Here is a 13,475-nt window from a genome sequence, read left to right on the forward strand (position 1 = left end):
GCGATTTACTCGCACGGAGACGATACAATAAAAAGGAATAGCATGAAAACACTACTTCTAGGGGCTGTGGCATACGATCCAAAAGTCGTGCCTATTTGGGATATTATCCGCGATTATAGTAATGAGTGGGGCTTGAAGCTTGATTATGTGCTTTTTAGCAATTATGAGCGTCAAGTGGAATCCCTTCTTGCAGGGCATATTGACATCGCGTGGAATACAAATGTCGCGTGGATTCGGACATTACACAGGACGCAAGGCAAGGCAAAGGCGCTCATCATGCGCGATACAGACAAAAATTTTACGACAAAATTTGTCACGCGCAAGGGAAGCGGGATTAAGGATTTGCAGGATTTGAAAGGCAAGCGCTTTGGGCTTGGAAGTTTAGATTCTGCGCAGGCGGCGATTTTGGGCTTGTATTATCTACAGCAGGCAAAAATTACGCCAAATATTGTGGAGTTTAGCTCACCTGATGCATGCGGGCGTGGTACAGAAAAAAATAGCGCAAAAAGCGATAACGCAAGCCTTTCTGTCGTGCGCTTTAATAGCGATTTGGGCAAGCATGGTGATACAGGCAGAAGCGAATTTGATGTGCTTGATGCGATAAAAAGAGGCGAGCTAGATGCTGGCAGTATCGGCTCAAGCACATGGGTGAGAATCCTAAGCGAAGGAAGTTACCCAGAGATTGAGAGTTTTTGGAGCACGCCCGGATATTGTCATTGCAATTTTAGCGTTTTGCCAAGTTTAGAATCAAACGCGCAGGAGGCATTTTGTGAAATGCTTTTAAGTCAAAATGAGAAAAAAAGCGAACCATTGATTGCAAAAATGATGCAAATGGAAGGCTTAAATGAGTGGATACGCGTAGGCGAGACAGAATTGCGCGATTATGCAGTGTTGCAAAAGGCAATGGAAGAGCAAAATTTATTGTAAGAAATTTTGGGGATTTGTGTAAGCTAGGATTTTGCAAGCTGTTTAAAAGCTAATGGTGTCAAGGGGGAGACTTGAACTCCCGACCTCCGGCTTATGAGACCAGCGCTCTAACCAGCTGAGCTACCCTGACTTAATTTTGCACCATCTTGCGCCTTTGAAAAACACGCGCTATTTTAGAAAATCTTTGCTTAATAAGCTATTAAGCTAGATTCCATTGCTGTAAGCTTCGCGCTGAATCTGCATGAGCGCATTTTTGTAGCGCGTGATTTGCTGTTCTACCTTCTCATTATCCACGCCAAAGGCTTTGTATTTATCCTGCAATGCCTTATGTGCGGAATCTATCTCCTTGCGCCCTTGATAAAAATCCGTAAAGCGATACAAGCTTTGCGCCATAATCATTTTTTCACCTTCACTTAGCCCCTCGCTTGCGCGCAAAAACGCTCGATATTCCTCATCACTCATACGCTCTAAAATCTGTAGTCCATAAGTAATGCGCGGTTCTTTAAACTCATATTGTGCTTTTTCTTTTTGCTTAGAATCTGCCTCTTTTGTGGAATCTATACGCGCATTTTGCGAAATATCTTGCGTGGCATTTTGCGCGTTTGGATTCTCTAAACCTTCTAAGTTCTGCGGATTCTGCGGATTTTTGGTATTTAGAGAATCTTGCCCTTCTAAGTTAGATTCTTTAGTATTAGATTCTCTTTTTTGTGTCAAAGGATTTGTGAAAGAATTATTAAGCGGGGTTATCTGCACGCATTGCTCCCAAAATTAAAGATGTGGTTAAGTGAGAGTTAAAGCAAAAATCGCGCCAAATTTCTGCTATAATCTTTCCTTTTTGCTGGCAAAATTTTCAAATTTTTAAGGAGCAGTTATGGATTCTCATAAATTGCAAAAAATCATACAAATGGATAGCGCGTATGTTTTTAACACCTATGCGCGTCAAAAAGTCGCCTTTATCAAAGGCAAAGGCGCGAAACTGCAAGATACAAAAGGGCGCGAATATATTGATTTTGGCTCTGGCATTGGCGTGTGTGGCTTAGGACATGGGAATAAGGTTTTAGCAAAGGCGCTTAAAAAAAGTGCAAAAACGCTTATCCACACTTCAAATCTCTACTACATTGCCCCGCAAGCAAAGCTCGCAAAGCGCCTCATTAAGTATTATCAAAAAGATATGGATAAAAAAGAGCCTATGCGCGTGTTTTTTGCAAACTCTGGCGCGGAAGCAAATGAATGCGCCATTAAACTTGCGCGCAAATTTGGCGAAAAAAGCGCGCCAAATGGCGAGGACAGATACAAAATCATTACGCTAGATTCTAGCTTCCATGGGCGCACGATAGCTTCTCTTAAAGCCACAGGGCAGGATAAGTTTCATCAACATTTTGGTCCTTATCCTGATGGTTTTGTGCGCGCAAAGGATATTAAAGACATTAAAAATGTCGTAGATTCTCACACTTGCGCGGTGCTTTTAGAGCTTGTGCAGGGCGAAGGTGGCGTATGCGCGATGGATAAAAAAGAAGTGCAAGAATTAGAAAAATTTTGCAAGCAAAAAAATATCCTTTTGATGGTTGATGAGGTGCAAAGCGGGATTTATCGCAGTGGCGAGATTTTTGCTTCAAAACTTTATGGAATCTCCCCTGATGTCATCACCACTGCTAAGGGCTTAGGCGGTGGCGTGCCAATAGGCGCGTGTATGAGCAAAAAAATTAATGTATTTGCGCTAGGTGATCATGGAAGCACTTTTGGGGGGAATTTCCTTGCTACAAATGCCGGGCTAAAGGTGCTAAAAACGCTAGAATCTATGCGCAAAAGCTCCGAGCTTGAATACACAATAAATTATTTCCACAATCGCTTAGATTCTCTACTTGCCAAATACCCAAAAACTTTTAGCAAAAAAACCGGCTTAGGGCTTATGTGCGGGCTTGAGGTGAAAGATTCTCAAAATTATGCAAAGATTTTAGAATCTTGCTTTAAAGCGCGTGTGCTGGTGCTAAAATCCGGGAAAAATGTTTTGCGATTCCTCCCGCCACTAAATATCACAAAAAGCGAAGTTGATGAAGGATTTAAACGCATAGAAACAGCCCTAACTCAGCTCAAACTCAAATAAGTTTTCAAATATGCTTCCCCTTAGCGCTTGGCTAGAATCTTCGCTCTATGGAGAAAATGGCTACTACAATAATCCCGCGCGCGTGGGGAAAGAGGGCGATTTTTACACCTCTGTGAGCGTGAGTAGATTTTTTGGCGCTGGGATTGCAAACTACATTTTAAAGCTTTTAGAATCTAGCTCTTTGCGCCTTCCTTTATATATTGTCGAAATTGGCGCACACAAGGGCTTCTTGCTCAAAGATATTGCGGATTTTTTGTGCGCGCTTGGCAAAGATTCTCTTTTTTCTCAACTTCATTTTTACACTATCGAGCCTTTGGCGCAATTGCAAATAGCACAAAAGGCGACCTTGAGAGATCTTACAAATTTTTGCGTGTATGATTCCCTGCAAAGCTTAGAATCCACGCTCACACCAAACGCACAAAGTCTTTTTTTTGTTAGCAATGAGTTGCTTGATAGCTTTTGCGTGGATATTTTTTTGCAAGATTCAATGTTTTTTGTTGATGGAAACTGCGGGCGGTGGGTTGAAAGCAAAAAGTGTGATCTAAGCTGGGCGCAAAAAGACTTGCGCGCTAGCTTAGAAAAGCTCAAATTAAATGGCGCGTATCCGCCAAATCTAAAACCATTTCTAACCCAAATCGCCAAATGTGCTAAAAAAAGCCAAAGTGCGTATTTTCTCACCTTTGATTATGACAAACTCGGCGCGCAAAACCCTAGCTCCTTTATCCGCGCGTATAAAAATCATCAAGTTTTTAGCTTTGAAGAGATACAAAATCTTGGCTTTAACGCGTTTTATCAAGTTGCGGATATGACGGCGGATGTGGATTTTGAGTTTGTGGCGCATTTATTTGAAAATCTGGAGTTTTTTCAAGTCTTTAACAAAGCGCAAAATAAGGTGCTATTAGAAGAATGCGCGCTTTTTGAAGTGGTGGAAAGCTTTGAGAAAAGCTGTGATTTTAGCCTGTATCAAAAAGAGGCTGCGAAACTGCGCGCTTTGCTTGATCCCCAGATTTTGGGCGAGCGCTTTAGGGGTGTATGTTTTTGTTATAATGCGCCACTTTAAGACAGACAACTTTTTAAGGACAAAAAATTATGCAAGATTCTCAATTTTCCGCACAAACGCCATTACAAGCGATGCTACAAAGCCTCAATCCCCAGCAGTTAGAAGCGGTGGAGTGCATTGATGGCGCGCTTTTAATTTTAGCGGGCGCAGGAAGTGGCAAGACAAAAACGCTCACCACGCGCCTTGCCTACCTCATCGAAGAAGTGGGAATCCCAGCGCAAAATACGCTCACGCTTACCTTTACCAACAAAGCCGCAAAAGAAATGCGTGAGCGTGCGCTAAATCTTTTGCAAAACCATAGCGCCACGCCACCGCTGCTTTGCACTTTTCACCGCTTTGGACTACTTTTTTTGCGTTTTCATATCCATTTGCTTGGGCGCAGTGTCAATTTTAGCCTGCTAGATACCACTGATTGCAAGCGCATTGTAAAAAAGATTAACCCAAATATCCCGCCACAACGCATTCTCTCTTATATTTCAAGCAATAAAAACGCCTATTTGAGCGCACAGGAAGCAAAGGCGTATTCTAACAATCCAGAATACAAGCTCTTGCAAAAGGCGTATGTCGAGTATGAGGCGTTTTTGCTAGCAAATAATATGCTTGATTTTGATGATTTGCTTTATCTCACCTGCAAAATTTTGGAATCTAATCCCGCGCTGTGCGAGCAAACAAGCCAAAAATATCAATACATTATGGTTGATGAATATCAAGATACAAATGAGCTTCAAGCGCGCTTGCTTAGGCATCTCACAATGACACATCAAAATATTTGCGTGGTGGGCGATGATGATCAAAGTATCTATTCTTGGCGCGGGGCGGATATTAGCAATATTTTGGAATTTCAAAAAAACTTCGCAAACGCGCGCATTATCAAGCTTGAGCGCAACTACCGCTCTACGCCACAAATCCTGCGCGCAGCAAATACGCTCATTGCAAAAAATAAAAAGCGCCTTGGCAAGGAGCTAGATTCTCAAAATGATGATGGCGAGGAGATTAGCATTTTGTATTCTGATGATGAGATAAGTGAGGGCAACATAATTGCAGAGCTTATCAAATCTCAATGCAAAAAGGGCGCGAAGTTTGAAGATTTTGCGATACTTTTTCGGCTTAATGCACTCTCTCGCGGGCTTGAAGAAGCGCTATTGCGCGCAAAAGTGCCTTTTAAGATTATCGGCTCACTGCGCTTTTATGAGCGCGAGGAGATTAAAGATGTGCTAAGTTATTTGCGCTTTATCGTCAATGGCGATGATAACTTCTCACTCTTGCGGATTCTCAATAAACCAAAGCGCGGACTTGGCAAGCTTACGCAAGAGCGCATAGAATCTTTTGCAGATTCTAAACACTTGGCAATTGAAAAGGCTTTTAAACTTCATAAAGACGAGCTAGGCGCGATTATTGGCGCAAAAAACATTAAAACGCTAGAAGAATTTTTTGCAATGATTGCAAACTTGCGAGAAAAGCTAGAGAGTGGGATTGAGGAGTTTTTAGAATCTTTTGAAAGCGCGATTGATTTTAGTGCGGAATTTAGCAAGGTTGAAAATGTCGATAAAATGGCAAATATCGCGGAATTTTACGGCGCATTGCGGGATTTCGCGCAAAATAATGACGAACTTGGGTTGGAAGATTTTTTAAACGACATTGCGCTAAGCTCTAGCAGTGATGAAAGCGCGCAAGATTCTGTCAGCTGCATGAGCGTGCATAGTGCTAAGGGGCTAGAGTTTGAAAGGGTATTTGTGGTGGGAATGGAGGAGGGATTTTTCCCGCTTATCCACACTGATAGCGATTTGGAGGAAGAGCGCAGGCTTGGCTATGTGGCAATCACAAGGGCAAAAAAGAAGCTTTATCTCTCAAGCGTTTCAAGTAGGCTGTATCGGGGCAAAAGGGAGTTTTCCCTGCCACGCTCGAGATTCTTAAGAGAATCTGGGCTTATAGATTCTCAAAATGATGACAAAGATTTTGAAAATGCAGAATCTAGCGCGCAGATAAGTGGGGAAATTTGCGTCAATGACTTAGTAAAGCACAAACTTTTTGGCACAGGGCGTGTGCTGGAAGTGAAAAATCAAGGCGCGCAAACCACGCTTAAAATCAATTTTGGTGGCACACAGCGCATTATTTTAAGCTCTTTTGTGGAGAAAGTCTAAGTTAAAATCTATCCAAACTAAGCTATAATCGCGCCTAAATCTTTCTTAACATTTCCAACCAAAGGATCGCTGATGGAACAAAAGAAAAAAAGTAAGTTAGGGTTGTATTTGGCGCTGGGTGCGCTTGTGTTGTTGCTTATTTTGGGGCTTGTGTATTACATTATCATCGGCTTGCAAAGTGTGGATTTGGGCGAAAATCACAGCGGTGGATATTCAAAATTTCAATCTGAACTTGACGCCAAAGATGCACAAATTAAACGCTTAGAAGCGCAAACCAAAGCCTTGCAAGCAGAACAAGATAGTGTGGCGCTAAATTTAGGCTATATAATTAAGCCAAAAGAAGAGCTTGTAAGTCAATGCCACAGCCTAAAACTCGGCAAATGGAATCTTAATAAACAATGTCAAGACAACCTCACCGAGCGCCTCAAAAAAGTGCTAGAGGATAAGAAAATCGTTGCGATTGAGATTTCTGGCATTGTGGATACAAACCCCTATAGTGGGAATAATGCCGAGCTTAAACAAGAGGGCTTAGCGAGCTTTCGCGCAAAAGAGGCGATTTTGCTAGCGCGCAAAATTGCACCAAATGTCGCGGTTTTTGAGGGGCTTTCACAGCAATTGCCGAGCAAAAGGGGCTTTGTTGTCAAAGCCTATTATGTCGCTACCAAAAAATAACGCAAAATTAGCTAAGGTCAAAAAGCCCCATGACGCCTAAGCCTATCAGAAAAATTGGTGTTTTTCTGCGCCCATCTACGCCGGATTTGAAAAGCACTTTTGAGGAAATGCAGGCAAAATTTGGCGCGCATGATATTGAGCTAAAGTTAGATTCCATAAGTGGCGCGATGATTGGCTTTAGGGGCGTGGAGTTTAGCACACTGGTGGCGTGGAGTGATATTTTGCTTTCCATCGGTGGTGATGGCACGCTCATAGCGATGGTGCGTCGCGCGCATGGGAAAAATATCGCGTGCGTTGGGATAAATACAGGGCGTTTGGGATTTTTAACCGCGACTATGCCAAATGAGTTGGAATCTTTTATTTTAGAGCTCAAAAACGCACACTATGAGATAAAAGAGCATTTGATGCTAGAATGCAGCATTATCCGTGAAGGCGCACCTTACTGCACTTTTCACGCGCTCAATGAGTTTCTTATCTCAAAACAAAGCCTTTCAGGGCTCATTGACATTGAAGCAAAGATTGAGGACTACAGCTTTAATACCTACTTTTGCGATTCTCTTATCATCGGCACGCCTACAGGCTCAACTGCGTATAATATCTCTGCGGGTGGCTCGGTGGTGTATCCGTATTCAAAAAATATTTTGCTAACTCCAGTCGCGCCGCATTCCCTCACGCAACGCCCGCTTATTATCGATAGCTCTATGCGCTTAGAATTTAGCGTTAAAGAATCCGCGCTTCTTATCATCGATGGGCAGGAAAATATCGATATTTTGCCAAAAGATAGAATCTGCATTCAAGAATCCGCGCAGTGCGCATATCTCATCTACCCAAAAGCGCGCAATTATTTTCAAGTCTTACGCGAAAAATTCAAATGGGGCGAGCTATGATTACGCGTATTTTGATTAATAATTCGCCCGCTTTCAAACTCCTAGAATTGCACCTTTTTAAGGGCTTTAATGTCTTTAGTGGGGCGAGTGGAAGCGGGAAATCTGTTTTTATGGAATCTTTGCTTGCGATGTTTGGTATTAAAGATTCAAATGCGGATTTGATTGAGATTAACCTCTCTCTTGAAGCGCTTGAAATTGATTTAGCAGACTATGGGATTTTGGAAGAAGATTCTCAAATCGTGCTAAGCATTTTAAAAAAAGAAAAAGTGCGTTATTTTATCAACCATCAATCAAGCTCAAAAAAGCGCCTAAGCGAGCTAGTCGCGGGCTTTGGGAAGCATATTAGCGCGCGTGGGGAAAGCGATGTGAGCGCGCAAAATATTTTAAAGATTTTAGATTCTTTTATCGCGCTAAAAAATCCCAAACATAGTGAAATTTTAGAATCTGTGAAAAGTGATTTTAGCGCGCTTGAAAGCGCAAAAAAATCCCTTCTTACATTAGAATCTAATCAGTCCCAAATCGAAACGCTCAAAGAAATCGCGCGCTTTGAAGTGGAAAAAATCACCTCCATCGCGCCAAAAGTTGGTGAGCTAGACGAGCTTTTAGAGCTTAAAAAAACGCTTTCAAAGCAAGAAAAAATCACAGATTCTATCCAGCAAGTGCGCCTAGCGCTAGAAAATCTTAGCTGTGTGGATAGCTTTTTGCAAGCAAGCGAGTGCAAATGCGAGGCGTTTTTTGATGGGCTAAATGAGCTTGAAGCGCTGCTAGATTCTAAACAACAGCAATTACAAAGCCTAGAAGAGCTTGACGCGGAAAAGATTTTGGAGCGCATTAGCGCGCTTAGCGAGCTTACACGGCGCTATGGAAGCATAGAGCGCGCGCTTGAGGTGTGCAAGGAACAGCAGGAAAAGCTACATTCTTATGAAAATATGGATTTTGACAAAAAAGAATTAGAATCTAAAATTGCAAGCCTGCAAACGCGCCTGCAAGAGCAAAGCACGCAATTGCACCAAAACCGCGCAAAGGCTTTGCCACAATTTTGCAAAGAGCTTTCAAGCACTTGCGAGGAATTGCGCTTAAAACCGCTGGAGATGAATTTGCAGGAAAAAAGCCTAGATTCTAGCGGAAGTGATGAAGTTATGACGACTTTAGGAAACTCGCAGATTCAGACTTTGAGCTCAGGGGAATACAATCGCCTGCGTTTGGCGCTTTTGTGCATTGATGTGAGCATTAGTCCGCGTGCTGGCGTGCTTGTGCTTGATGAGATTGACGCAAACCTAAGCGGGCAGGAAAGTGAAGGTGTGGCAAAAATCCTCAAACGCCTTTCACGCGCTTATCAAATCTTTGCAATCTCTCATCAGCCACATATGCCAACGCTTGCGGATAATCATTACCTTGTGTATAAAGATGGCGAAAAAAGCGAAGTGAAGCTCCTTGATACGCAGGGGCGCATTAATGAAATCGCGCGTATGATTAGTGGCGCGGAAATCAGCAAGGAAGCGCTAGAATTTGCCAAAAACGCACTTGCCAAAAGCGGGGTTTTGTGATTTTGTCAAATTTGAGATAGCAATGACGGCGATGACGCGATGGCAGAAGTTTAAACGCAACAAAAGGGCGTATATTTCGCTGTGGATTTTTGGGCTTTTGTTTGTTGTGAGTCTCCTTGCGCCTTTTTTAGCAAATGACAAGCCACTTTTTATTTATCACAATCACAAAGCCTATTTTCCGCTTTTCTTTGACTATCCAGAAACCACCTTTGGCGGGGATTTTGAAAGCTATACAAATTATTTAGATTCTTATGTCAAAGACACTTTGCTAAAGGATTCTCTTGTTATCCGCGCGCCCATTCCGTATAGCTTTGAGAGTATTAATTTTGATTTAAACGAGCCTTTTCCCACGCCACCAGATTCTACGCATTATCTAGGCACTGATGATAAATCGCGCGATGTGGCTGCGCGTATCCTCTATGGACTACGCACTTCGATTGCTTTTGGGCTCATTCTAACCTTTTTTAGCGCGGTGGTTGGGATTTTTGTAGGTGCGTTGCAGGGCTATTATGGCGGGTTTGTGGATTTGCTCGGACAGCGCGTTATTGAGGTGTGGAACTCCATTCCTATTTTGTTTGTGATTGTTATCATTTCAAATATTTTGAGCCCAAATTTTTGGTGGATTCTGCTTATTGTGCTGGCGTTTTCGTGGATCAGCCTTTCAAGCGTTGTGAGGGCGGAATTTTTAAAAGGGCGCAATCTTGAGTATGTCAAGGCAGCAAAAACTCTGGGGCTAAGCGATTGGCGCATTATGTGGAAGCATATTTTGCCAAATGCGATGATTTCAAGCATTACTTATATCCCTTTTGTGTGCGCGAGCGGGATTATCGCGCTTGGCAGTCTTGATTTTTTGGGCTTTGGCGTGGGTGCGCAAAGTGCGAGTTTGGGCGAGATCCTAGCACAGGGCAAAAATAATCTCACCGCGCCACACCTTGGAATCAGCGCATTTGTGATACTTTCAATCTTGCTTTCTATCCTTGTATTTATCGGTGAAGGCGTGAGAGATGCCTTTGATGTGAGAATGCAAAATATAGCAAAAGAAGCTTAAGAAATCATTGTCTCTAGCAACTTGCTTTGGGTTAAAAACATATATACGCCCGTGCCACAGAGGATTGCGAGGAATGAAAATTTGGTGAGTAAAAAAAGCACAATGACAACGCTACTTGCGATGATTTCTTTTAGTGGCAAGTGAGAAAGCGCGCTTAAAGTAAGAATGTCTTTGAAACAAAACACAAGCAAGATTCCAATAATCATCGGCGGGGCGAGCCTGCCAAGATAAAGCACGAAATTTGGAATCTTTTTGGCAAAAAGCACAAAAGGCAATGCGCGCGTGGCAAAAGTCCCAAGCGCCAAAGCCAAGATAAATGCGCCAAGTGCCAAAGGGCTATCAATCTGCATGCTTATTTCCTTTTTGCTTTATAAAAGGTTTGCGTTAGATTCTTAGGTAGATTCTTATAAATTAGCGCCAAAGCAATGCCAATAAAAATCGCTGGCAATAAAAATGAATCCGCCCCAAAAATCCACAAACTAAGCGCACCTATAGCGATGCCAACCATGCCTAGCCATTTATGCGTCTTAAACTGCTCTAAGAAAATCACAAGAAACACCGCGCTCATCACAAACTCCACGCCTTGCGTGCTAATGCCATTTTTATGCAAAAGTGTCGCGCTCAAGCTCCCGCCCACACAGCCAATAATCCAATAAATCTGATTAAGTAGCGCGATAAAAAAGCAATAAAGAGCATTTTCAGAATCTGCTGGGGTTTGTGAATCTTCTAATGCTGTTTTAGAATCTTGCAAATCTTGCGTGCATTGTGGGCTTGTAGATTCTAAAGTTTGCAGAGGTTTTTTGAGAGAATCTGCGTGCTTTGGATTTTTAAGATTAAGTAAGGCAAAGGTTTCATCAGTGAGTGAAAAAATCATATAAAATTTTTTAAAGCCTTTATATTTGCTAAATGCCCCAAGCATGCTAATACCATAAAAAATATGGCGCGCATTGATGACAAATGCCAGCACCACAAGCGCAATAAAATCAAGCCCTTGTGCCAAAAGCTCAACTGCAGCAAACTGCATCACGCCCGCATAAATAAACACGCCCATAAAAAACGCACACAGCGCGCCGTAGCCCTTTTCATCAAGCATAATGCCAAACGCCCCGCCCATAAGCACATAGCCAAGCATAATAGGCAGGCTCGCCAAAAAAGCACTTTTAAAAATCTGCCAACGACTTTGCAAGGCGGAAATCCAAGTTCTTTCAAAGATATTTACATTTTTGTCTTTGCGCGTATGCCAATAAGCCCTAAACCAAGCGTAATGCTTTCACTCACCACAAGCAAGGTTTTTAGGATAAGCGCGCTTTGTGGGTGCTGCAAAATCGTATGTGTGTTGTAAAAACTATGCAAATCACTTGCGAGATTCTTAAGATACTCGCATATTTTTTGAATCTCTCGTTCTTTAAACGCGGATTCTAGCACTTGATGGATTCCTAGCGCGTGGAATTGCAAGAAAAGCAAATCCTCTTTTAAGCTTTGCTCTAAAGATTCATACGCGCCTTTTGCGCTGCTAATCTCTTTTCTATCAAGCCCGCTTTTTTCGATGAGCGTGTGGATTCTGGCGTTTGCATAATTGATATAAAAAATCGGATTGCTAGAATCCTGCGCACTAAGCGTATCAACATCAAATTCTAAATGCGTATCCACGCGCTTAGTCAAAAACACAAAGCGCAACGCCTCCGCGCCAATGTCAGCCACAACATCTTTCAGCAAGATAAAATTCCCCGCGCGCTTGCTCATTTTGTAATTTTGCCCGTTTTTACTCAAAGCCACCATTTGCGAAAGTAGCACTTCTAAGCGCGCGCTATCATAACCCAGAAACTCGATGGCTGCCTTCACACGCGGGATATAGCCGTGATGATCCGCGCCCCAAATATTGATATAACGCGAAAAATTGCGCTCAAATTTATCATTGTGATAAATAATATCACCCGCCAAATAAGTAGGCTCGCCACTCTCACGCACGATGACGCGATCCTTTTCATCGCCTTTTTGCGAGGATAAAAGCCAAGTTTTGCCTTCCTTTACTTCCACGCCACCATTTTGTACTAATTTTTGCAAAGTGCTATCCCAGCGCGAAAACAGCGCCTTTTCACTCACAAAATTATCAAAACTTATATTTAGCTCTTGCAAGTTTTCTTTAATCTCTTCAAGCATCAAATCCTTAGCAAACTCGCTTAGGCGCGCAATAGATTCTTTATTTTCAAAAATACTTGCGCCAAATTTTTCAAGTGCTAGCTTTGCAATATCCACGATATAAAGCCCTTTGTAATACTGCTCTGGGTAGTTCACTTCCCTGCCTAAAAGCTCATTTCCAGCCAAAAACACAGAAAGCCCCAGCACCTCAATCTGCGCGCCCGCGTCATTTATATAGTATTCGCTCACAATCTTATAGCCCAAAAACTCCCCAATGCGCTTCAAGCTATCGCCATAAATCGCACCCCTTGCGTGCCCTATGTGAAGCGGACCTGTGGGATTAGCGCTAACAAATTCAAGTAAAATAGATTCTGTCTTTGGCGCATGCGGGATAAAATAGGCGTTTTTAAGCGCCTTTTCACAAAGAGAATCTAAAAATTTTTCACTCAAGGTAAAATTAATATAGCCATTAAGCGCCTCAACTTTGCCAAACTCCTCACATGGTGAAAAAATCTCTATAAGTTCGCTAGCGATGGCATTTGGGGCTTTGCGCAAAGGTTTTGCAAGCAAAAAGGCAATGGGCGTGGCAAAATGTCCGAGGTTTTTTTGCTTTGGGCGTTCAAGTGGTAAGGAAATAGGCTCAAGCCCGAGCGGGGAGAGAATCTTTGTGAAAAGCAGATTCTCACAAAGCGCCTTGATATGCTGATGCATTAGTCTTCTTTTTTAGATTCTGTCGTGGTTTTGGTTGGTTTTGGTTGTTGCTCGTTTTGAGCGATTTTTTCGGTGGTATTTTGCACCGCGTCCTGCTCCTCATCTTCTTTGATGGCTTTTTTGAAGTTTTTTACGCCACTTCCTAAGCCTTTCATTAATTCTGGGATCTTCTTCCCTCCAAAAAGTAATAAAACTATAACTAAGATTATAACTACTTGCCAAACGCTTGGTGGTGTCAT

The 13,475-nt window shown here is 42.5% G+C and carries 13 protein-coding genes and 1 tRNA gene; 8 read left to right on the forward strand and 6 right to left on the reverse strand.

Features of this window, described 5'->3' with window-relative positions; genetic code table 11:
• The first annotated feature begins 42 nt into the window (after positions 1–42).
• Positions 43–927 carry a phosphate/phosphite/phosphonate ABC transporter substrate-binding protein gene (locus CQA49_RS02790; RefSeq protein ID WP_115574450.1) on the forward strand — a complete coding sequence of 295 codons (885 nt, stop codon included), beginning with the start codon at positions 43–45 and terminating at the stop codon, positions 925–927.
• A gap of 53 nt (positions 928–980) precedes the next feature.
• Here the strand turns inward: CQA49_RS02790 and CQA49_RS02795 are convergent.
• Positions 981–1,057: transfer RNA gene (locus CQA49_RS02795), tRNA-Met, on the reverse strand.
• A 74-nt stretch (positions 1,058–1,131) separates the two neighbouring features.
• Positions 1,132–1,680 carry a hypothetical protein gene (locus tag CQA49_RS02800; protein ID WP_115574451.1) on the reverse strand — a complete coding sequence of 183 codons (549 nt, stop codon included), beginning with the start codon at positions 1,678–1,680 and terminating at the stop codon, positions 1,132–1,134.
• Between the two features lie 118 nt (positions 1,681–1,798).
• Here CQA49_RS02800 and CQA49_RS02805 point away from each other — a divergent pair, with 118 nt between their 5' ends.
• The 7 genes from CQA49_RS02805 (at position 1,799) to CQA49_RS02835 (ending at position 10,386) form a co-directional block, all read left to right on the forward strand.
• Complete coding sequence (locus tag CQA49_RS02805) at positions 1,799–3,031, forward strand: aspartate aminotransferase family protein (protein WP_115574452.1); 1,233 nt, start codon at positions 1,799–1,801, stop codon at positions 3,029–3,031.
• 10 nt (positions 3,032–3,041) lie between these two features.
• Positions 3,042–4,091, forward strand: coding sequence for an SAM-dependent methyltransferase (locus CQA49_RS02810; protein ID WP_115574453.1), 1,050 nt, complete (start codon positions 3,042–3,044; stop codon positions 4,089–4,091).
• Between the two features lie 29 nt (positions 4,092–4,120).
• Positions 4,121–6,232 carry an ATP-dependent helicase gene (locus CQA49_RS02815; RefSeq protein ID WP_181882591.1) on the forward strand — a complete coding sequence of 704 codons (2,112 nt, stop codon included), beginning with the start codon at positions 4,121–4,123 and terminating at the stop codon, positions 6,230–6,232.
• A gap of 72 nt (positions 6,233–6,304) precedes the next feature.
• Complete coding sequence (locus CQA49_RS02820; protein WP_115574454.1) at positions 6,305–6,904, forward strand: hypothetical protein; 600 nt, start codon at positions 6,305–6,307, stop codon at positions 6,902–6,904.
• Between the two features lie 29 nt (positions 6,905–6,933).
• Positions 6,934–7,791, forward strand: coding sequence for an NAD(+)/NADH kinase (locus CQA49_RS02825; RefSeq protein WP_115574455.1), 858 nt, complete (start codon positions 6,934–6,936; stop codon positions 7,789–7,791).
• The gene (locus CQA49_RS02830; RefSeq protein WP_115574456.1) at positions 7,788–9,338 is read left to right on the forward strand and encodes an AAA family ATPase; all 1,551 of its coding nucleotides are present in this window, start codon (positions 7,788–7,790) and stop codon (positions 9,336–9,338) included. The genes CQA49_RS02825 and CQA49_RS02830 overlap by 4 nt, the downstream gene beginning before the upstream one ends.
• Before the next feature lie 22 nt (positions 9,339–9,360).
• Positions 9,361–10,386, forward strand: a complete 1,026-nt coding sequence (locus CQA49_RS02835) for an ABC transporter permease (RefSeq protein ID WP_115574513.1) — start codon at positions 9,361–9,363, stop codon at positions 10,384–10,386.
• Here CQA49_RS02835 and CQA49_RS02840 read toward each other — a convergent pair.
• Genes CQA49_RS02840 through CQA49_RS02855 form a run of 4 tightly spaced genes read right to left on the reverse strand, consistent with a single transcriptional unit; the run spans position 10,383 to position 13,475 of the window.
• Positions 10,383–10,736, reverse strand: a complete 354-nt coding sequence (locus CQA49_RS02840) for a branched-chain amino acid transporter permease (protein WP_115574457.1) — start codon at positions 10,734–10,736, stop codon at positions 10,383–10,385. The two genes, CQA49_RS02835 and CQA49_RS02840, sit on opposite strands and share 4 nt — an antisense overlap.
• Positions 10,737–10,738: 2 nt before the next feature.
• Complete coding sequence (locus CQA49_RS02845) at positions 10,739–11,572, reverse strand: AzlC family ABC transporter permease (protein ID WP_115574458.1); 834 nt, start codon at positions 11,570–11,572, stop codon at positions 10,739–10,741.
• 29 nt (positions 11,573–11,601) lie between these two features.
• Entirely contained in the window at positions 11,602–13,236 is a 1,635-nt protein-coding gene (gene argS / locus CQA49_RS02850; protein ID WP_115574459.1) for an arginine--tRNA ligase, read from the reverse strand.
• A complete protein-coding gene (locus CQA49_RS02855; RefSeq protein WP_115574460.1) occupies positions 13,236–13,475 on the reverse strand; it encodes a twin-arginine translocase TatA/TatE family subunit in 240 nt (79 codons plus the stop codon). Before CQA49_RS02855 ends, argS begins: the two co-directional genes overlap by 1 nt.

Origin of the sequence: Helicobacter sp. MIT 00-7814 (assembly GCF_003364115.1) — a bacterium.
GTDB lineage: Bacteria > Campylobacterota > Campylobacteria > Campylobacterales > Helicobacteraceae > Helicobacter_F.

What these genes read in the sequence shown, in the direction of transcription:
- CQA49_RS02840 (WP_115574457.1), bottom strand. Translation starts at nt 10,736, where the DNA reads ATGCAGATTGATAGCCCTTTGGCACTTGGCGCATTTATCTTGGCTTTG.
- argS (WP_115574459.1), bottom strand. Translation starts at nt 13,236, where the DNA reads ATGCATCAGCATATCAAGGCGCTTTGTGAGAATCTGCTTTTCACAAAG.
- CQA49_RS02820 (WP_115574454.1), top strand. Translation starts at nt 6,305, where the DNA reads ATGGAACAAAAGAAAAAAAGTAAGTTAGGGTTGTATTTGGCGCTGGGT.
- CQA49_RS02790 (WP_115574450.1), top strand. Translation starts at nt 43, where the DNA reads ATGAAAACACTACTTCTAGGGGCTGTGGCATACGATCCAAAAGTCGTG.
- CQA49_RS02805 (WP_115574452.1), top strand. Translation starts at nt 1,799, where the DNA reads ATGGATTCTCATAAATTGCAAAAAATCATACAAATGGATAGCGCGTAT.
- CQA49_RS02855 (WP_115574460.1), bottom strand. Translation starts at nt 13,475, where the DNA reads ATGACACCACCAAGCGTTTGGCAAGTAGTTATAATCTTAGTTATAGTT.
- CQA49_RS02825 (WP_115574455.1), top strand. Translation starts at nt 6,934, where the DNA reads ATGACGCCTAAGCCTATCAGAAAAATTGGTGTTTTTCTGCGCCCATCT.
- CQA49_RS02835 (WP_115574513.1), top strand. Translation starts at nt 9,361, where the DNA reads ATGACGGCGATGACGCGATGGCAGAAGTTTAAACGCAACAAAAGGGCG.
- CQA49_RS02815 (WP_181882591.1), top strand. Translation starts at nt 4,121, where the DNA reads ATGCAAGATTCTCAATTTTCCGCACAAACGCCATTACAAGCGATGCTA.
- CQA49_RS02830 (WP_115574456.1), top strand. Translation starts at nt 7,788, where the DNA reads ATGATTACGCGTATTTTGATTAATAATTCGCCCGCTTTCAAACTCCTA.
- CQA49_RS02810 (WP_115574453.1), top strand. Translation starts at nt 3,042, where the DNA reads ATGCTTCCCCTTAGCGCTTGGCTAGAATCTTCGCTCTATGGAGAAAAT.